Source organism: Bacillus sp. K2I17, from assembly GCF_002209985.1.
Taxonomy (GTDB): domain Bacteria; phylum Bacillota; class Bacilli; order Bacillales; family Bacillaceae_G; genus Bacillus_A; species Bacillus_A wiedmannii.
The window spans coordinates 1-18,521 of sequence record NZ_NJGF01000051.1; the positions used below are offsets into that span (position 1 = coordinate 1).

Sequence of the window (18,521 nt, forward strand, 5' to 3'; positions counted from 1 at the left end):
AGGTAGGGCTTTCATTGTTTTAGGTAATATACTATCTAAGTCATTATTTCTAGAAGAAAAAACAATTAATCTCACCGCTATCTTTAAGAGTTTCTTACATCTACTGAGACAGTGAATAGTAATTGTTTATCTTCTTTACGTAAAATTGATAAACGAACTGGTAGCACCATATGGTCAACTACAAAAAATGGTTTCCAGACCAGGAAACCATTTTTAATTTTAATTACATACCAATAGTAAATTAAGCAGTAAGAAGGAGTGCACACATGAAAAAAATGTTAACAAAAGAATTAAGTAATGAATTAAAGAAGCGAGAAGGGATCATTTCTATTACAGTTGAGCCTTATGAAAAAATTGAAGTTGGTGGGATTCGTGTAGATGGACCAGCTGTTATTCTAATTAATCAAGAATAGCTAAAAATAGTTGCATGCAAGAAGAAAAGGATCAGCCTTTAAGAGAAGGGAGGATCCTTTTTGTTTGCTACAGCTAATATGGGATATACATAACTTTTATCTGATATGTTGAGGTTAAAAGGAAGGAGAGGGTCGGGATTATCATGGTGGAAAGCTTAATATTGGTAGGATTTCTTTTTACGTTATATACATTAGTTGATAAAAAAACAAACTAATTATTTAAAACGATATATTGTTTCCTTTTTAAGGGCAAGATTTATTTGAGAGTGAAATGGATAATTTAAAGGAGGAATTTAGATGGATGCAAGGAAAGAACGCATAAAATACGAGAAGATGTCAAAGAATTATGATCGTATGTATTTAGTTTCGTTTATCCTATTAATTGTACTTGTTTGTTGTAGTGTGATTATCATAGGAGCTACAGGGGGAAAATATGGAGTGTTTTTATTGTTAGCAATTTTACTTAACGCACGTATTACGAAAGAATCTCAAAAAAAGTATGAGCACTATTCTAATAAAGGGCGTATTTAAAATGATACATATCCTAAAAGTAACTTTATATAAATAATTTTTTAGCAATTTAGAAATAGAAACCGTACTTTATTAAAATGTTATTTCCGTTCCTATAATGAATTATCCTTCTAGCATATTTATAAGATTTATATCATATATTAGGAGAAAGAATACAAGTTAGAAAGGAGTCTTATAGAATGAGTTATTTGGAAGGAAATGACTTGAGTGAACAACATATGGTAAGTGCACCCAATCCCTACGTATATCAGACATTACAATCAGTAATTGGGAAACAGGTGGTTATTGAAACTGTAAGAGGTAATGTAAGAGGAAAGTTAAAAGATGTGAAACCAGATCATTTGCTCATTGAAGATACGGTGCCATATATTGTACGCATTCAACAAATTGTATGGATTATGCCAAAACAATAATCAAATTACATCTAATTTATAACAGATTGGCGTCATAGACGACCCAATAAAAACACAGGGTTTTATCTCTGTGTTTCTTCAAGTTTTCGTTTTTGAATATATGCTTGAGCATGAATAATTTCTTTCTGAAGCTCTTTTAATTCTTTCATAGATTCTGCTTCAATAGCCATGTAAGTAGTAACTAAACTAATCATCATATCCATCTTCTCTACTATATTTTGAATGACCTGTTCAGATTGCTCTTTTTTAGGGTGTTGTATTGCTATTAATACATTTTCTATATAATTGTTCTTTCTTTGCTGGATATCATAAATAAACTGTTTTGTGTTTGAGTTCATTTGTTATTCCTCCATTTTTGATATACTTCTATTCTATCATATTCGAATGGGAAATATTAGATTATCCTAAATATACACCTGTCTCGCACATCTCATCAAATATACAAACTAATCCCTTAACGTAAAGGAAGCTAATCAAAATATGTCAATTTTGTGCCTAAACGTACAATTTTATTTTTTTTGATATGGTGCCCCCTCGTTGCAAAGTGGAGCTGCAGCATCGCTCTATCAAATGGACAGTTCTTACTTGCAACGTTCATCGGACAAAGGGATTGTTACAAGTGATTTTGGTGAAGAATTCAATTATAATTGGGATGAAGTTAAGAAATAGGTGAAAAGAGTGGTTCTAAACGGAGCCACTCTTTTGTTGTAAAATTTTTGAATCTTAATAGATTAAATGTATTGTAAAGAAGAACAAAGTGATAGTGAACGCAATAAATTTGTACCATTTTGTTTAGGAGGTGTAACTGTGAAAACTATAGAAATTGAAATAGTTAGATCTGGGAGTCGTCAGAATTTAAAAAAGGACTTAGATAAAGTTGTAAAAAAGTTTCGTTCAAAAGGTTTAGAAGTTGTAGTACAATATCGAACAAAAGCAAATGTAAAGGGAATTGAATATTCAGCTTCAATCGTTGGGTGTAAATCAGAATGATTGAAGCTGAATGAGTAAAAGAAGGATTAGAAGAGAGTAAAAATACGGGAAATAAAATAGGGAGACCAAAACTAGAAAAAGAAAAACTTTCAATTGCACTACGTATATATGATAGTAACCAATATTCCATCCAAGAAATCATAGAAGGAACTGGAATATCACAGGGCTCTCTTTATCAATCTATTAACAAACGAAAACTTGAAGAAAAACAGAAGTAAAAACACTTTGTGTTTCTTCAAGTTATATTATTTTATTGAAATACACTATCTAATTTCTGGAACAACTTTTCTTTTTACTTCTCTTTACAGAAAAAAGATAGCATACCAAAGTGATAGTAGACAGGTGCATCCAACTACAAAGAATACATATTTTAAAAATTTCATAAAACTCCTTTTAAGTTTATTTTATACTATGGAAGTAATTTTATTAGTTAATCTTATTTACAAATGTCATTCAAAAATAAAAACCGATTCTTTAACGTACAGGAATCGGTTGAAATGTGTCTAAACGTACAATTTTCTTTTTTGATATGGTGACCCCATATAGATAGAAAGATACCCCATTTTGCTCAGCACTTTTGTTTTACAAAAAAAAATATAAAGAGTGTGTTTTGATCCTTTTCAGAACACACTCTTTATTTATGCTCAATTATTAAGTGTGATTGTATAAATTTTTAATAATTTATTTTAGTAAGATAGTCCACAACTTTCTTGTAATAATTAAGGTAGTATGCATTCCTAAAGGAAATACATTAGTTTACAACTTTCTTGTAATTATTTTCTCTTAAGGGCCGTAATTATCAAGGTTTAAAAACATGTTAGTATAAGACTTTGTTGTAATGAAACAATATAGTAGGTTGATATTTTCATAAATAGATAGATTAAAAAAGATAGAGTTTGTAATTCTATCTTTTTCTTATATCCAATTACACAGAGGATTTAAATTAACTAAAAGAAAGGTAGAAGAGAATATGAATACATCTATGAAAAAAAATCTAGTAAATTTACGAGTTGATTATGCTTTTAAGCGTTTGTTTGGAGTAGAAGGAAATGAAGATATATTAATTGGGTTTCTTAACGCGGTACTACAATCATCTATTAATGAAGAAATTACATCTTTGCATTTAGACGATCCGCATCTTCCAAGAGAGCAGAAGGATGATAAATTGTCTATTTTAGATTTGCGAGCTACACTAAATAATGGTATAAAAACTAATATAGAGATTCAAGTTCGAGACAAAAAAGATATGATAGAGCGCTCTTTGTTCTATTGGTCAGGCATGTATTATTCCCAAATGACTCAAGGGATGAAGTACACGGAATTAAGACCAACCATTTGTATTAACATAGTAGATTTCATTCTATTTCCAGAAGAGCAAGAGTTTCATAATGTTAATACAGTGATGAACAAAAAATCTAAGCGTATCATTACCGAAAATATGCAGTTGCATTTTCTTGAAATTCCAAAAGTGATTCAAGAATGGCAAAGAGAACGAATGAATCCATGGGAAGACTCTTTAGCGCGTTGGTTATTATTATTTCCTGCGCATGAGGATGAGAGATTAACAACAATCCTGGAGGCGATAGCAATGGAAAAAGATCCAGTTTTGAAAAAAGCAATAGAGGATTGGGAGCGTTTAAGTAACGATAAAGACTTTTTACGCTTATATGAGGCTAGAGAAAAAGCAATTAAAGATAGAGTATCAGAAATAGAAACAGCAGAAGAAAAAGGTGCAAAAGAAGCCAAAATACAACTAATTCAAAATATGATTAAAGTAGGGTTACCTATAGAGAAGGTTGCAGAAGCGGCTGAATTAAGTATTGAAGAGGTTAATATGATTTTAAAAAGTAAAGAGTAAATATACATGATAAAAAACAGGTAATTGTGATTACAAAAAATTACCTGTTTTTTTATTTTTGATTGATGCCCATTTTGTGATTACGACTATATTTTTTCTTGCTTTAGGATTCCCTCTAATTCATAACGAAATTCATTAGTCTTCTTAACATCCTTTAAGATTGCCTCAAGATCCTCTTTTTTAACAAATTCTCTAATGGAATGGTTAAATACCATTAATCTACCGTATCTTTGTTCAATCTCTTTAAACCACGTTTCTTTTTTCAATAACTTAAAGTTTTTACGAATCATTTTTTCCTTTTTTGAAGGAATGGACATAATGAGGCCTCCCAATACATCACTGATTAAGTCACCCATGAATAAGTCTCCTTTTTCTATATTGTACCATTCAGAAGAAACGATGTGTGATTAAAAATTCAATACGCTATAATGAAATTCAGAGAATATATGCGAAGAAAGATGAAATATATATGAAGGTAACCAGGGATATGCTACATGGAATGATAGACAAGGTAAATAAAAGTGAATTACATAAAATATACGATGTGTTGCGATCTATTTTATGTAGTAATGAAATAATAGCTAACCCTAGAGAGGTAGCATTTAGAAATGCGAAAAGAAATATAAAAAGAAGCGAAGTTGTTTCTTTAAATTCCCTTTTTTAAGAGAAAGAATAATTATATACTTACTATGTAATTTTTACATATTTAAGAGGTGTAATATTACAAATAAAGTCGTTAGAGGTATTATATTATGCAAAAGAGAGAAGAAGCCTATTATGTACATGTATATACACTTAGGGACAAAAGTACGAAATCAATAAAAATCGAACCATCGCGCTCATTGAAAGAAGAAATGAATGTTTATCAAGACCTAAATTGTAAAAAGTCATAAAAAATAAAGAGCGATACATATTAGACATGACTAATATGTATCGCCCTTTTACTTCATGTTCCACAATCGCGCCCGTTAATAAACAAGGTACACGCGTGTAAATCTTTGTTACTCTTACTCAACACATAATTCTGAGATCTCCTTCCAACCATACGCAACATCCTCTACTACTGTTCCTCCAAACTCACTAGTCCTATGAATATATTCTTTTCCTCCCATACGTTCATAAAAACCAAGTCCAGATTTATTCTGTTTCATTACCCAAACCATCATAGAATAAATACCTTTTTCTTTAAAATGCTTAGCAATAGCTGAAACAAGCTGCCTACCAACACCTAATCCCCTACATTCCTGTAAGAGATAAAGCGAATATAGTTCTCCATCAAAATTCTTCTCATTAATACTTTTACCTGATGCAAAACCTATAATTTTCCCCGTATCATTAATCGCGACATAAATAAAAGGTTCATTTTCGTTATTTAAAAAATCAATCCATCTTTTTTCTGTATCTTCGTACGATAATTCGTCCAGATAATCGTCAGGTACTAGACTACGATAAGTAGTCCTCCAACTATCAACATAAACTCTTGATACGTCCTTTATATCTTCTTTACTTGCCTTTCTAATTTCCAAGTTAAGGGCCTCCAATGCAAAACAGTAAAATAATAAAATTTATTATAACATTCTTTCTTCAACCCCAGTTAGCTCAATAAGTGTTATTCCATAAAATGGCCCGGTTGTTGAACAAGTAGGAAACTTCTTTTCACGTTTTATACATAATAGACTATTTTTTTAAGCTCTGATTATGGGATATATTATGTAAGAAAAAAGAGGATACTACGTGCTATATTGAACATAGTATCCTCTTCAAATTATAGTCTGTTTAAGCAAGTTTTAGGTCTTAAGGATAGTGATATTTTTCAAATTCAAATGGTATGGTACGATCCAAGCCAAGAGGATAAAAAGTAATAAAGGTGTAAATAAAAGGGTTGTATTTTTAAAATCGTATTGCTATAATATAAACGTAATATGATTTTACAATAAAATATAAAATTAATCAGTTCGCATATAAGAGAAGACCTCAATATGCGCCATGTCCTTAGGGGACGTGTGCGTGTATTGGGGTCTTTTTGCGTTTTGCGAGCAAAAACATCCGGAGGTGCAGGAATTATGTTGAATTGGTTGTCTGCAAAACTTATGACAACATCAGTAGGAGATTTCTTACTGGCAAAAAGTAGTTTTACGAAGGGTCTTGGTGGTAATGGCGGTAAAGGCGATGCTGCAACTGTCCAAAATAGTATGAATACCCTTGTAAAAACATTAATTGGTTTTGGTAGTATTTGGGTAGTTGCTTGTGTTGTATTCGCAGCTATTAAACTTTCTGGTGCGCAAGGGAAGAACCCTGAAAACCGTACACAAGCTATGGTTGGTTTAGCTTGTGCGGCAATTGGAGGCTTTGTCATGATCAAAGCGTACGACATCGCTGCTTGGGTTGCAACAATCTAACATAAGAGTTTGTAGAAGCTCTCCTCTATTTGGGGAGAGCTTCTCTTATACAAGGGAGGAAACAAAATGAGAAAAGTAACTGTTCCTGTTGACATGACTTCGGAACAAAAAACGTTGCTAGGTGTATTAAGTAAACGCCAATTGATTTATCTATTAGGTGGCGGGGCATCCCTTTATTTATATGTTCCATTCTTTTGGCGGCTATTTGCACCTTTTGATGCGGTAGTAGCGTTTTTTATTTGCTTAATTTTAGCAATACCAACGGTAGTAGGTGTAATAGCGTTTGCTTTTACTTATAAAGAAAAACAACACATGTATCTAGATAAGTATTTCCTTATCAAAATGCGTAGCCGTTCCGAAAAAGGGAAGTGGAGAAAAGGGTACGAGCCAACTACATGGGCAAAGGAGAATTTATAAATGTTGGAAATAATATATTTTGCGGCGATAGCCATTGTAGGATTTTTCTTTTATCGAAAAATGAACGGAAAACCGCTATTTGGGTCTAAGAAAAAGGGGAAAAATCAAGGTGGAGTAGAGAAACACACTGCTGAAAAAAACGGAAAGAAAAATAAAAAGAATATGTTTGCTGAATCCGAAATTGATGAGGATAATGTTGATTTCTTTAGCGCTTTTGTAGAAGACGTTAAGGAAATTGATAATCATATGATTCGTTATCATGATGAAACATTTATCTTAATTGCGGAAGCACATCCAGTTAACTATTACTTACTATCAAATATGGAACAAGAGGCAATTGATATCAAAATTGAATCTTGGTTAACAACATTAGAGTTTAATACAAAAGTATACATCCAAAGTAAATTCGTAGATTTAACAGATCCAGTACGAAAAATGACAGAAACAATAAAAGGTGCGAAGGACCTTACACCAGAGACAGTACTATATGGTCAAGAAGTTATCGATAACTTAGAGTACTGGCAACGTTCGCAACCTCGATATGAGCAAAAGCGTTATTTAATTTATCCATATAAGGTGGATATTAGTACGATTACAGCTGATACAGAGGAAGAATTGGAAGAAAAGATTGTAGATAAAGCGTTTAACGAATTATATCGTCGTTATAATGCTTCTCGAAATTTATTATCGAAAGCAAAAATTAATGTAGAAATGTTAACGAAAGATAAATTAATAGAACTTTTATACGTAGCATTTAACCGTCGTAAAGCTGTAAAAGCTCGTTTCCAGGACTTAATTGAAAACGAGAATTTCTCCCTCTATTCAACAGGGGAAACAAATGAAAGAAAACTAGAGTTAATGAAGAAAGTGCTAGCGGAAGAAAAAGCAGAAAAATCAAATAACGGGGTGGCGTAAACATGAAGTTATTCGGGAAAAAGAAAAAAATAGAAGCAGAAGAGATGGATGAATTGGAGCTAGAGGAGGAAGAGTTTGAAGAAGAGGAAGTACTGACGCAATTAGACAATCAAACAACAGTGTTTGATGTTATTGCTCCAGAAGGAATGAAAATTGATGCAGAAGATTATGGGGTAATTAAACAATCTTTAGGAAGTAATACGTTCTTTCGTCCGTTTTATATTCCACGTGATGGATACCCGCGTATGATGCAAACCAATTGGCTCAACATGTTAACTTCAGCTGGGGAAGTAGATGTAATGATCGATATTCATAAAGAACCAAAAGCCAAAGCAATGCGATCATTAGATATGCAGCTGACGATGTTACGTTCGAATCTTTCTTTCCAACGTACACGTGGAAACATTGACCAAGAGAAAGACTTAGACGCAAAAATTCAAGATACGAACAATTTAATGGATGAAATCCAGTTCAATGAAAACGACTCCTATATGGTAAGTACAATGGGTGTTGCGTATGCCGAATCAAAGAAAGAATTGGACGTTTTATGTGAGTATATTGAAGATGAAATGCAAGCATCTCACTTTAAGATAGCGAGTACTTGGAATCGTGTGAAGAGTGGTTTGAAAGCTGTTATGCCGCTAGGGGCACCAAATACACTGCAAGATACCTATCGAAATATCGATAGACGTGCGTTATGCACATTTGCACCTTTTGTGTCTGGTTCCGGAAGGTTTAATGGTGGGATACCGATAGGAAAGAATAAAATTACTGGGCAAGTAGAATTTTTGAATTCATTTGGTAATGCAGATTATCGTCCCCCAAACTATAACATTGGTGTAACAGGGATCTCAGGTTCCGGGAAAAGTTTACTTTTAAAAATGAAGCTTGCTCGTGAAACGTCACTTGCAGATACGCATGCAATGATTATTGATCCAGAGGGAGAATTCGTAAAAATTACAAAACGTCTAGGTGGTATTAACTTAAATATTTCACCAGAAAGTAATATCATTATTAACCCTTGTGCAATTGCAGTAACAGAACTTCAAATTACAGATAAAGATGAAGAGCTAGAAGCGCTTGAACAATATGATAAGAAAGAACTTGTAGAGCGTGATGGCGTGAAGTATGTAAGGTTTGTGCCGATTTTAGAGAAAATCAATGAAATACTAGGATTCTTTGACATTATTATTCGTGGGCAAGACTTTGATCAACCAGGATTAAATGTATTCCAGCGTACAATGCTAGAAGACGCGATTCGTGAAGTGTTTGATAAACATGGTATTACCTTACATCCATCCTCTTTATATACAGATGAAGTGAAAAAGGTGGATGGACAATTAATTCAGTCTCAGGTGAGAAAGCCAGAGCCAGAGTTAAAAGAAATCTATGATGTCATAGTAGAACATCATGGAGACGATGTGAAAGCAGAAGAGTTAATTGCCGCGATTCGTCCATTTTTACGCGATGGTTCAAAACCATTATTTGATGGACAAAGTCATTTTGGTCGAGGTGTGGAAACACAGTTAAATGAGTCACGTGTTGTTAATTTTAATATTAGTCATTTAGAAGAAGGCTTCTTAAAACCAATCGCTTTCCACGTTATTCTGAACTATATCTGGGAGCATTGGATTAAGAGTCCAGAACACGCTATCAAGCGAAAAGTATTATATGTTGATGAGATGTGGCAGTTTATCGATTATGAACAAACGGTTAACTTCTTGGAAAAAGTAGCACGTCGTTCACGTAAAAGAAATGCCGGTATGTGTTGGGCAAGTCAGGACTTTGTTCGTATTTTAGAAAATGTAAAAGCACGTGGTATCTTGCAATCTACTTTCTCTTATTTCTTCTTAGAACAAAATAAGATTGATAAGAAAAAAATCCAGGAGAACTTTAACTTAACTGCTGGAGAGCTTGATATTATTCTAAACAACCCAGGAAAAGGAGAAGGAATCTTCCGTGTAGGAGATAGTTCGGTTTGGATTCAAACAGATCCATCAGACAAAGAAATGATGTTCATTGAATCAAATGAAGCTGTACTACAAGAGCTTTTAAATAATATGAAGAAAGTACAAGGGTACGCAGGATAGTAGCGTACCTCTGAAAAGGAAGGTGAAAATATGCTTGAGAAAATAGTAGAGTGGGTCGGAGGCCTAATTATTGTTTTAGTGAAGGCGTTTCTTAGTCCGGTTTATGCAACTTTGGATACTCTTCCAGTCTTAGCGTTTGGAGGAAAGGGAACGGAAGGAAAAGGGACAAACTTAGATTTCTTATTTACGGGTGATTCTCTAACCAAAGTATTAGACACAGGTATGCCTGTCATGTTTAAGTTAGTTGCTTTTTGTGTCCTCGTCAGTGTAGTGATTACGGCTGCAAAATATTCAGCGACAGCCATTAATCCAAATAATCGAACGGCATTAATAGAGTATGCGAAAGATTTAATGATTATCTCGATTTGTCTTTGGCATCTAGATTACTTCTATACTCTCATATTTGATATCAATTCATGGGTAATAGTAGAGTTCAGAGACGCTATCAATGGAGTAAATGGTGGGAATTTTGACCCGGATAAGGGTACCGAATTTTTACAGCCTGGATTCGGTGGAGCTGGACTAACGATTGCAGAGCTTTCTCTGCAAGGCCATGAAAATGACTATATGTTTATTATATTTGGTTTGTTTATAGAAGCCGGACTCATCGTTTGGGCAAACTTTTACTATTTAATGCGCGCGGTATCACTGTATATCTTAATGTTAATGGGTCCTTTAATGGTAGGTATGTGGCTATTTCCACAAAAGAAACAACAGACGTTATACTGGATTCGAGAATTTATGGGGGCGGTGTTCGTACAAGCAATTCATGCGATTACCTTATGGCTCATTATTTCCTTAATTGGATCAGCAAATAGTCCGTTAATCAAATTATTTTTACTTGCTATGTTTATCCCAGTAGGTGAGATTGTGAAAAGTTTTATTGGTCTTAGCACCAATGCATCCGGTGGTATTCATAGAGCCGGTACGATGATGGGGATGGGTGCCTTGGCGAGTGTAGCTGGGCTGGTTAAAGGTGTTCGTGATGACTACCGTAATTCGAAAGCGAAACCTAATGATAAAGAGAATAAAGAAGGGGCAAAAGAGGATGCGGATAATCCCAAAAATGCATTAGGTGCGAATTTAGGGACAGATATAGGTACAACATCTCGTGCAGCTCGTATGTTAAAAGCGGGCCAAATTGGAAGTTCAATGGGTAAAGCGGCTACGGGACTTGCAGGCATGGCGGCAGGCGCAGGTCTTGGACCAGGAGCGATGGTAGCAGGCTCGCAAGTTGGCAGTGCATTAGGTGCTGCTCCTGGTGCAGTGGCTGGTAGAAGTGTTGCTGCAGTCGGCGAAGGAGCTGTAGCCTTAGGTAAACATATTGGTTCGAGTGTAAAGAAGGGTGCGGACACGTATTCAAATCTAAATGGCGAATCTTATCCGGAACTAACCGATGAAGATATCACACAGGATTTAGCTACAAAAGATTTTGAAAATTGGAAAGCAGATAATCCGGATTCTGCCGTTGCGAGTCGTTTGAAACAAGTATTTCCTGGTGCTTCCGATGCAGAAATTGCTAAAAAAGTAGCGAAAACCAATAGTGATCAAATGTCTCATTTTAAAAATCAGCGTAAACAAGATTTACAAGGTATGAAGAAGAACGCTACTCCATATGGAAACGCTAAAGATTTAGTCAATGCAGCAACAAATGCATTCCAAAAAGGATATGAGGCAGACCATAAAGATACGTTTATGAGTCAACTGCCAGAAAGTATGCCGGCTGAGGAGAAAGAGAAAAAATGGAATGATCATCTAAACTCAAAAGTACAAGGATTTAGAAATCATGCAGAACAGGCGGCTACTAAAGCTGGTGCAATGCCAGTTGATGCAAAAGATAAGCAAGGAAATAACTTGTTTGATAAGTCCTATGTGAATAAAGATGCTTTTGCTTCTCAACTTGCATTAGGAAAAGTCGGAAAAGCGGTTGAGGGTGTGAAAGGAGAAACGTTAGAGAGTGGTCATCAAAATATGGGGCAGGTTGGTGCTCTTGTCGGTGCTTCTACTGCTGCATTTAAGAAAGCGTATAGTGCAGACCATAAGGCTGGATTCATGAAACAATTCCCTGCAGATATGCCGCAACAAGAAAAAGAAGCAGCATGGAATAAGCATTTAGATCAAAAAGTACAAGGATTTAAAAATTATGCACAACAAGCGGCGGAATCAGCTGGTATTGTACAGCAAAAAGACGGTACAAACTATGCGAATAAAGAAGCTTTCGCTTCTCATTTATCACAACAGTTACAAAAAAATCTTGGCTTAAATGCAATGGGTATATCTAGTGCGGCAGGCATTCAGAAGGCAGTCAACGGTGTGAAAACACACGGTTTGACAAGTGGAACTGGAAGCCAGAAAGCAAAACAAGTAAGTAATGTTGGGAACCTGGTTCAAGCCTCTACAGAATCCTTTAAACAGGGCTATGCAGCAGAACAACAGGCAAGCTTTATGAAAAAGTTGTCTCCAACTATGTTTCAACCACAAAAAGAGCAAGCTTGGCAGTCTCACTTAAATGAAAAAGGAAATGAATTTAAAGCAGTCGCACAACAAGCGGCAGTACAAGCGGGAGCGATGCCCGTACAGGCAAAAGATACGAGTGGTAAGAGTCTACATAATCAATCGTATATTAATAAGGGTGCCTTTGCTTCTGAATTAACGAAAGGTTTAAAAGGTCATGAAAGTCTTGGAACAGTGAGCCAACAAGTAGGTTCTGGAATTACTAGTGCGATTCAAGGTGTTCGTTCACATGGCGTTGCGACAGGGGGGGCAATCAATAAAGCTGTATACGCAGCGACGCAAACACAAGCGAGTATGGCACGTGCAGGAAATCTCTCCGTTTCTGAAGTTGAACGCTCGTATACAGATGCATCAACAAGTGTAGCAAGTATTGCTCAAAGTGCTGGTAAAATGTCTATCCCAACTTCTGCAGTGGGACGTATGACACAGCAAAGTACAAAGCTTGGCATGAGTGTAATGGAAGGTACGAAAAGCCTTATGTTTGCGGATAGCATTGGTAAGGTATCAAATGCATATTATAGTGCCGCAAGTGCTGTACAACAATCCGGAGGAAATGCAGTACAACGAGTGATAAGTGGGGCCAATGCTGCTGTCAATACTTCATTAGGTGGGAATGCAGCAGAACGCCATTACAATGTGACAAAAGGCTTAAGTTACGCCGCAGGTGTTATTGGTGGTGCAGGTGCTTATCAAGCAACTGCGCGTATGGTAAGTAAATATAATCCGTATAACAGTGCAGTTCGTACAGAAGCAAAAGAGATTCAGGAAATTCAACAGATGGTACCGACGACAACAGATCATACAGGCGCGCAATCGGTTGCAAAAGGTGCAGTACGTCTTGTTACTACAAATAATAAATCGTGGATTGAAGCAAAAGATTCCAGTGGTATGACGCAAGTTGTATCTCGTTATGGTAGTGGAGATAGTAGCATACGCTCTGGCCAAATGGTATATCAGGATTTAAATATCTCGGATGGACAGTTAACACAGTACCGGAATGGTACGAAAGCTTCGCCAGCCTATATACAAGATTCAAGTGGTGGCAAAATCAGTATTAATCGCTCGATTAATGTAAATCCAAATCAATTAGTAGGAAATCAAAATCTTAGACCATTACAACAGAAACCAGCATTTAGTGAACCGCCACTTACAGTAAATCATAAGGTGGACAATGGTCACTTCTATATGTCTGATTTAGATCAAGGTGGATATCAGAATGTACAAATGGTCGTAGAAAGAGATCGTAGTTACATGGTTGCGACGACAACGGATGGTACGGTTTCACGTGTTTCTCCATTTGGAAAAGGTGATACACGTCTACAAACAAACCAAAGAATTGAAAGAAGTTGTGAAGTAAAGGATAGCAGTATTAAGCCAAGAGAGGAAATCTTAGTAACACATACACAGGACGAAGTTGTTCGTACAGAGACGCATCTGAATTTATCAGAACATGACCCGCAAAATCTGATTCCATTTGCGCCAAACCCTCGTTTAGCACAGCGAAGAAGAAGAAGTCATGAAAATGGAAAGTATGGTGTGACAAGTCTATGAGTCAAAATCCTAACGATCCAAATGAACAGAAAAAAAGTAACCCTTTAAAAGATGTAGCTTCTCACTTTATTAAGAAAAAAGGGATGCAAGCGCGCGGGAAAATGGTAAAAATGGCAGGAAAAGCAGGAAGGGCGGCAGCGAAAGCTGCTGCCAAACTGCTAAAAAAGGCGACGTTAAAAATCGTAGGGTCAGTAATAGCCGCGATTGGATTACCCGCGGCTATCATTATGTCGTTGATTATTGTGGTGTGTGTCATTTTAGCATCTTTTGTACCGATTACAAAAGATGACAGCAAAACTGAAGAACAAGTGAAAAAGTATATGGAAGTAGCAATGGCACTCAATGTGGATTGGAAAGAGGTTGTCGCTTTTGATATGGCGCGTTATGATAATGATCTCACCGATAAAGATCCACATGATGCGATTTCGTATTTTTTGGATATCCAATATGAAGAATATACGGAAAAAGAGGTATGTGAGGCTGGGCCTAACGGTCCTTGTGAAAAAAAGAAAAAGGAAATGCAAAAAACAAAATCTGAGAGTTACTCCGGATCAGACGTAAAAAAGATATTAGGAGATACAGATTTTAAGAAAAAAATAGATGAGATTAATGCGAGTGGTAGCAAAAAAGTGACAACCTCTTCTCACGGGATAGAGAAAGCGATGGAACTAGCGAAGTTTAGTGAAAACCAAAAGGAACGTGCACGTGAGATACTTGCCGCAGGTATGTTAGAGGGAATGTATGGACATCTAGCCCCTACTGGCGGATTTATCGGCGGCATGTGTGTAGGTTCTGTTAGCCCTGGCGGGGAACCTGTCAATCTCAATGAAAAGGTAACAGGATATCTTCCTAAAATTAAAGAGATGGCGGAAAAACATGGTGTTACTGAATATGTTGGTATTCTCGCAGCTCAAATGATGCAGGAATCAGGTGGAGCAGGAAATGATCCAATGCAAGCATCAGAGGGGCATTATGGAGATTTAAGTTCATCTTGTATAGGTATAAAAGGAAATGCGCGTATGGGTTGCATTAAAGATCCGAATATTTCTATTGAAGCAGGTGTATTGGAATTTAAAGATGTGTTAGGACAGGCGAATGGAGACATCGCTCTCGCCCTGCAGTCTTACAATTTTGGCTCAGGCTTCATTAGCTATGCATTAGCTAAGGGTGGCTATTCAGAGGAAACAGCCATTGAGTTCTCAAGAAGTAAGAATCATTTAAACCCAGCTGGTTGCTCCGATCCGAATAACTTCCGAACCAAGGTTAACGCGTGCTACGGGGATTTTTCATACGTTACCAAAGTTTTGAAATATTACAAAGATTTAGGTTGCGTGGCATCTGGAGATGGAGAATGGATTTCTGATAAAGGTTGGAAATGGCCAACGAAAAGTGGACGTATTACAGATATATTTGATGCAGTTCGTGGTGGAAAGCAACATAATGCAGTTGATATTGGGGCCATGACCGCTGGAAAAGCTGGAGACCCCGTATGGTCAATGGAAGCTGGGATTGTAACGAATCAAACAGGAAATGTAAATGGCGGTGGTTTAGGTGTTTATGTAGATCATGGAAATGGTATTGTATCTCGATACTTACATCTTAGTAAAATCTCAGTTGCACCAGGAACCATGGTAACAAAAGGACAAATTATTGGAGAGATGGGTGGCTCTAACTATGACAAAAATACAGGCTTCCTGAATATGGCTGGCTATGCTGTCCATTTAGATTTCCAAATTCGTATTAATGACCAACCAACGGATCCAATGAAGTTCTTTAAGAAAAATGATGATCCTGGATTATCATCAGGTGGTTCTCCTATTATGATGAATGACAAACGACAAAAGATAATAGCAGAAGCGAAAAAATGGCTTGGGCAAGGAAAAGTGAGGTATGTATTAGGGGATCGTAATCCACCAGGCGGTACGTCAGATTGCTCAGGATTTACGCAGTATGTCTTTAGAACAAGTATAGGTGTGCAACTTGGGGATTGGACAGGTGCTCAAGTTGGGCAAGGTAAACAAGTACCAGACATCAATCAAGCGCAACCAGGGGATCTTATTTTTTATGAAAATCCAGGGCACGTTGCAATTTATATGGGGAATCAGAAAATGATTCATATTGGTGATAATAAAGGTGTACAAATTACAGGTCTAAACTATACGGCAAGAGGACAACATATGACGCAAATTCGTAATGTTATAGACTGATTTGGGATGTGAAGAAATGCAGAAAGTCATGAATGTGTTAGCGAATCTACCTCGTAAGTACTTAGTTATATTGGGGATTATTGTGTTAGTAGTAGGCGTTGCTACTTATAATACTATTCATCGTTACATGATGAAATCACAAGTACAAGAGGAAGAGCAGGTAAATCAAGATGAAATAGAGATGCTTGGAGATAAACCAAAAGGATTTGATACAAAAGAAGAGGAATATGTTGCGAAAACAAAAACAGTAGAGGATTTACTACGAAAAATTTCTAATAGTAGTTATGATGTCCCGTATTTGTTTACAAAGGCTGGATTTGGTATTGAACCAATGAAAATGACAAGCAATGAGCGTATGCTGGCTACAGAAGCTGTACAACGATATTTCTTAAATGGGGATAAGTTTTACAATGCGCGTATTACAAAAATTGACCGAGGAAAAAAAGTAGATACGTTTCATATTGAGGTTTTAATTCAACAGGTAAATTTCTTAGAACCACGACAATTTAAAGTGCAGGTAAACAAATATGCACAAATTGTAACACCAATTGAACAAATTCCACATGGACAAGAAGAAGTACCTGTGGATTAAGAAGGAAATGAGGGTTGTGGAAGAAAAAACACAACCCTTTTATAAAAAAATAAAGAGTACCTAAAAATATTTATTGAATATTCGTAATTTTCTGATATAATGAAACCATGGTTAAATGAAATTTGTATATAGCGCTAAAATGAAATAAATATGGAGGGATATAAATGAGAATGTTAATTGGAACAGCTGCGAATTTTGTTTCGGGATATTATATAGGACGAAATTCTGGATTATTAGGAACTTTGCTTGGATGGGCTTTTCTGTTGGGGGGTGGCTATCTGTTAATAGAAAATTGGGATAGTATCACAATATGGATGCATAGTTTGAATATTGTACAAGGATTAGATGGTTACAAAGATATGAGCAATGGCTTTATTTTCATCTGTTTGGTAGTAAGTGGCTTTATTCTCATCTTGTTGTCACCGATTTTCGTTATATTATTTATAGTTTGTTTGGTATTAATGAATATCGTTGCTTGTACACTTGTGTTATTAACATCACCAAGTACATATATAAAGCAGAAAGATAAGGAGAGTGAGTGGGAATGAGTACAATTCTAGTTTTAGGTGGATCAAATGGAAGGACGTTAGAGAAGTTGGCCAAAAAAAGAAACTGCCAGGTTATTTTCCATGATGGGAAAAATCACGGAGGCGTAAAGAAAACGTTTCGAAGTGTAATAAAAAAATGCGATGTTATTGTCATTCAAAAAGGTGCATGTGGCCATGTATCTATTGATGTAGCAAAAGAGTACGCAAAGAAGTACGATGTCCCACTTTTATTTAATCAAGGGTTTGGTGGAACCGGTGCATTAGAAATGGGTTTAAAGCATCTGCAAGCGGCTTGATTTTAGTAGGTAGTATGAGATAACTGTTTGGGCATTTAATCATAAAATCATTATATATAATTTTTTCTATTCAATTAATAATTACTTAATTTAATAAAATTTGAATTTTATTAAGAAATAAATGCTTTGCTTATGATATAGATTTATTTTTGGATATTGGATTTACTAAGGAACTAAAAAAGTCTCTCCAATAAGATTTGAAGAGACTTTTCTTTCACATATCATATCAATTTAGCTCCTATTAAAATAGGATTTAAGTTCTTTCTATGGTGTTTATGGCGTACCGATAGTTACTGCTAGCAATGCTGCAATTCTATCTAAAGCTTCCTGTACTGTTGTAGGAGGAAGAGGAGCCCAGTTTGCTGAATTAATAGGTGTATAAGCTAAATCGAAAGCATCATCAACTCTAATTAAAGATGTATTTGTTCCTATAAGATTTATTCGGGAACGAATAGGTAATGAATCAACTGTCGCTCTGACTCTTGTAATAACGTTGTTAGCGCCATTGACAATTAAATTTCCTGAATTAGGGCTGGGATTGAAGATGTTTTCTGTAATAGCAAAGCTGGTTAAATTTAAGGGGTCAATTGGAATATGACCAGGTAACACATTAATAATGACATTACCATTTATTCCTCCACCAACTAAATTGACTTGGGTATCTGTGGTTGCTTGTGAATTAATAGTAATATTTCCACTGGAAACGAATGAAGCAAACATCGCCATGTTAATTCCATTTTGAGTATAACCAGCGGATAACATTGAATCACGGATATTCACTTGATTC

General features: G+C 35.7%; 18 protein-coding genes and 3 pseudogenes. 17 read left to right on the top strand and 4 right to left on the bottom strand.

Going from position 1 to position 18,521, the window contains the following annotated elements:
* Positions 1 to 266 precede the first annotated feature (266 nt).
* The 3 genes from CER22_RS28160 (at position 267) to CER22_RS28170 (ending at position 1,357) form a co-directional block, all read left to right on the top strand.
* Positions 267 to 413 carry a BC1881 family protein gene (locus CER22_RS28160; RefSeq protein ID WP_000738547.1) on the top strand — a complete coding sequence of 49 codons (147 nt, stop codon included), beginning with the start codon at positions 267 to 269 and terminating at the stop codon, positions 411 to 413.
* A gap of 297 nt (positions 414 to 710) precedes the next feature.
* On the top strand, positions 711 to 944 hold the full coding sequence (locus CER22_RS28165) for a hypothetical protein (protein WP_088059042.1): 234 nt from the start codon (positions 711 to 713) through the stop codon (positions 942 to 944).
* 179 nt (positions 945 to 1,123) lie between these two features.
* Positions 1,124 to 1,357, top strand: a complete 234-nt coding sequence (locus CER22_RS28170; RefSeq protein ID WP_088059040.1) for a YuzF family protein — start codon at positions 1,124 to 1,126, stop codon at positions 1,355 to 1,357.
* Between the two features lie 62 nt (positions 1,358 to 1,419).
* Here CER22_RS28170 and CER22_RS28175 read toward each other — a convergent pair whose 3' ends face one another.
* Complete coding sequence (locus CER22_RS28175) at positions 1,420 to 1,695, bottom strand: hypothetical protein (RefSeq protein ID WP_088059039.1); 276 nt, start codon at positions 1,693 to 1,695, stop codon at positions 1,420 to 1,422.
* Between the two features lie 199 nt (positions 1,696 to 1,894).
* Between CER22_RS28175 and CER22_RS33875 the strand changes: the two are divergent.
* The 4 genes and pseudogenes from CER22_RS33875 to CER22_RS28190 all read left to right on the top strand — a co-directional run.
* Positions 1,895 to 2,026: pseudogene (locus CER22_RS33875) on the top strand (hypothetical protein); the annotation flags it as partial.
* Between the two features lie 138 nt (positions 2,027 to 2,164).
* Positions 2,165 to 2,347, top strand: a complete 183-nt coding sequence (locus CER22_RS28180; protein ID WP_241747485.1) for a hypothetical protein — start codon at positions 2,165 to 2,167, stop codon at positions 2,345 to 2,347.
* A gap of 14 nt (positions 2,348 to 2,361) precedes the next feature.
* Positions 2,362 to 2,565, top strand: a pseudogene (locus CER22_RS33880) (recombinase family protein); the annotation flags it as partial.
* A 752-nt stretch (positions 2,566 to 3,317) separates the two neighbouring features.
* Positions 3,318 to 4,205: an Rpn family recombination-promoting nuclease/putative transposase gene (locus CER22_RS28190; protein ID WP_088610185.1), complete on the top strand. Its 888-nt coding sequence runs from the start codon at positions 3,318 to 3,320 to the stop codon at positions 4,203 to 4,205.
* 86 nt (positions 4,206 to 4,291) lie between these two features.
* Here the strand turns inward: CER22_RS28190 and CER22_RS28195 are convergent, their stop codons facing one another.
* A complete protein-coding gene (locus CER22_RS28195; RefSeq protein ID WP_088610186.1) occupies positions 4,292 to 4,561 on the bottom strand; it encodes a hypothetical protein in 270 nt (89 codons plus the stop codon).
* A gap of 47 nt (positions 4,562 to 4,608) precedes the next feature.
* Here CER22_RS28195 and CER22_RS28200 point away from each other — a divergent pair, with 47 nt between their 5' ends.
* Entirely contained in the window at positions 4,609 to 4,869 is a 261-nt protein-coding gene (locus CER22_RS28200) for a hypothetical protein (RefSeq protein WP_256943750.1), read from the top strand.
* Between the two features lie 343 nt (positions 4,870 to 5,212).
* Here the strand turns inward: CER22_RS28200 and CER22_RS28205 are convergent, their stop codons facing one another.
* Positions 5,213 to 5,731 carry a GNAT family N-acetyltransferase gene (locus CER22_RS28205; protein ID WP_065705143.1) on the bottom strand — a complete coding sequence of 173 codons (519 nt, stop codon included), beginning with the start codon at positions 5,729 to 5,731 and terminating at the stop codon, positions 5,213 to 5,215.
* A gap of 453 nt (positions 5,732 to 6,184) precedes the next feature.
* On the opposite strand from CER22_RS28205, the gene CER22_RS28215 reads away from it, so the two are divergent.
* The 9 genes from CER22_RS28215 to CER22_RS28255 all read left to right on the top strand — a co-directional run bounded on the left by CER22_RS28215 (position 6,185) and on the right by CER22_RS28255 (position 17,734).
* On the top strand, positions 6,185 to 6,604 hold the full coding sequence (locus CER22_RS28215; protein ID WP_088610187.1) for a hypothetical protein: 420 nt from the start codon (positions 6,185 to 6,187) through the stop codon (positions 6,602 to 6,604).
* Between the two features lie 66 nt (positions 6,605 to 6,670).
* The gene (locus tag CER22_RS28220; protein WP_088610188.1) at positions 6,671 to 7,021 is read left to right on the top strand and encodes a PrgI family protein; all 351 of its coding nucleotides are present in this window, start codon (positions 6,671 to 6,673) and stop codon (positions 7,019 to 7,021) included.
* Entirely contained in the window at positions 7,022 to 7,936 is a 915-nt protein-coding gene (locus tag CER22_RS28225; RefSeq protein WP_088610189.1) for a hypothetical protein, read from the top strand.
* Between the two features lie 2 nt (positions 7,937 to 7,938).
* The gene (locus CER22_RS28230) at positions 7,939 to 10,026 is read left to right on the top strand and encodes a VirB4 family type IV secretion system protein (protein WP_088610190.1); all 2,088 of its coding nucleotides are present in this window, start codon (positions 7,939 to 7,941) and stop codon (positions 10,024 to 10,026) included.
* A gap of 30 nt (positions 10,027 to 10,056) precedes the next feature.
* On the top strand, positions 10,057 to 14,091 hold the full coding sequence (locus CER22_RS28235; RefSeq protein ID WP_088610191.1) for a hypothetical protein: 4,035 nt from the start codon (positions 10,057 to 10,059) through the stop codon (positions 14,089 to 14,091).
* Positions 14,088 to 16,298 (top strand): lysozyme family protein, encoded by a 2,211-nt coding sequence (locus CER22_RS28240; RefSeq protein WP_088610192.1) that lies wholly within the window; start codon positions 14,088 to 14,090, stop codon positions 16,296 to 16,298. Before CER22_RS28235 ends, CER22_RS28240 begins: the two co-directional genes overlap by 4 nt.
* 16 nt (positions 16,299 to 16,314) lie before the next feature.
* A complete protein-coding gene (locus CER22_RS28245; protein ID WP_088610193.1) occupies positions 16,315 to 16,890 on the top strand; it encodes a hypothetical protein in 576 nt (191 codons plus the stop codon).
* 164 nt (positions 16,891 to 17,054) lie between these two features.
* Complete coding sequence (locus CER22_RS28250) at positions 17,055 to 17,438, top strand: hypothetical protein (RefSeq protein WP_088610194.1); 384 nt, start codon at positions 17,055 to 17,057, stop codon at positions 17,436 to 17,438.
* Positions 17,435 to 17,734, top strand: coding sequence for a DUF2325 domain-containing protein (locus CER22_RS28255; protein WP_088610195.1), 300 nt, complete (start codon positions 17,435 to 17,437; stop codon positions 17,732 to 17,734). Before CER22_RS28250 ends, CER22_RS28255 begins: the two co-directional genes overlap by 4 nt.
* Before the next feature lie 273 nt (positions 17,735 to 18,007).
* Here CER22_RS28255 and bclF read toward each other — a convergent pair.
* Positions 18,008 to 18,521, bottom strand: a pseudogene (gene bclF / locus CER22_RS28260) (exosporium-associated protein BclF); the annotation flags it as partial.

What these genes read in the sequence shown, in the direction of transcription:
- CER22_RS28160 (WP_000738547.1), top strand. Translation starts at nt 267, where the DNA reads ATGAAAAAAATGTTAACAAAAGAATTAAGTAATGAATTAAAGAAGCGA.
- CER22_RS28175 (WP_088059039.1), bottom strand. Translation starts at nt 1,695, where the DNA reads ATGAACTCAAACACAAAACAGTTTATTTATGATATCCAGCAAAGAAAG.
- CER22_RS28255 (WP_088610195.1), top strand. Translation starts at nt 17,435, where the DNA reads ATGAGTACAATTCTAGTTTTAGGTGGATCAAATGGAAGGACGTTAGAG.
- CER22_RS28195 (WP_088610186.1), bottom strand. Translation starts at nt 4,561, where the DNA reads ATGGGTGACTTAATCAGTGATGTATTGGGAGGCCTCATTATGTCCATT.
- CER22_RS28250 (WP_088610194.1), top strand. Translation starts at nt 17,055, where the DNA reads ATGAGAATGTTAATTGGAACAGCTGCGAATTTTGTTTCGGGATATTAT.
- CER22_RS28230 (WP_088610190.1), top strand. Translation starts at nt 7,939, where the DNA reads ATGAAGTTATTCGGGAAAAAGAAAAAAATAGAAGCAGAAGAGATGGAT.
- CER22_RS28235 (WP_088610191.1), top strand. Translation starts at nt 10,057, where the DNA reads ATGCTTGAGAAAATAGTAGAGTGGGTCGGAGGCCTAATTATTGTTTTA.
- CER22_RS28240 (WP_088610192.1), top strand. Translation starts at nt 14,088, where the DNA reads ATGAGTCAAAATCCTAACGATCCAAATGAACAGAAAAAAAGTAACCCT.
- CER22_RS28245 (WP_088610193.1), top strand. Translation starts at nt 16,315, where the DNA reads ATGCAGAAAGTCATGAATGTGTTAGCGAATCTACCTCGTAAGTACTTA.
- CER22_RS28225 (WP_088610189.1), top strand. Translation starts at nt 7,022, where the DNA reads ATGTTGGAAATAATATATTTTGCGGCGATAGCCATTGTAGGATTTTTC.
- CER22_RS28170 (WP_088059040.1), top strand. Translation starts at nt 1,124, where the DNA reads ATGAGTTATTTGGAAGGAAATGACTTGAGTGAACAACATATGGTAAGT.
- CER22_RS28165 (WP_088059042.1), top strand. Translation starts at nt 711, where the DNA reads ATGGATGCAAGGAAAGAACGCATAAAATACGAGAAGATGTCAAAGAAT.
- CER22_RS28215 (WP_088610187.1), top strand. Translation starts at nt 6,185, where the DNA reads ATGCGCCATGTCCTTAGGGGACGTGTGCGTGTATTGGGGTCTTTTTGC.
- CER22_RS28220 (WP_088610188.1), top strand. Translation starts at nt 6,671, where the DNA reads ATGAGAAAAGTAACTGTTCCTGTTGACATGACTTCGGAACAAAAAACG.
- CER22_RS28190 (WP_088610185.1), top strand. Translation starts at nt 3,318, where the DNA reads ATGAATACATCTATGAAAAAAAATCTAGTAAATTTACGAGTTGATTAT.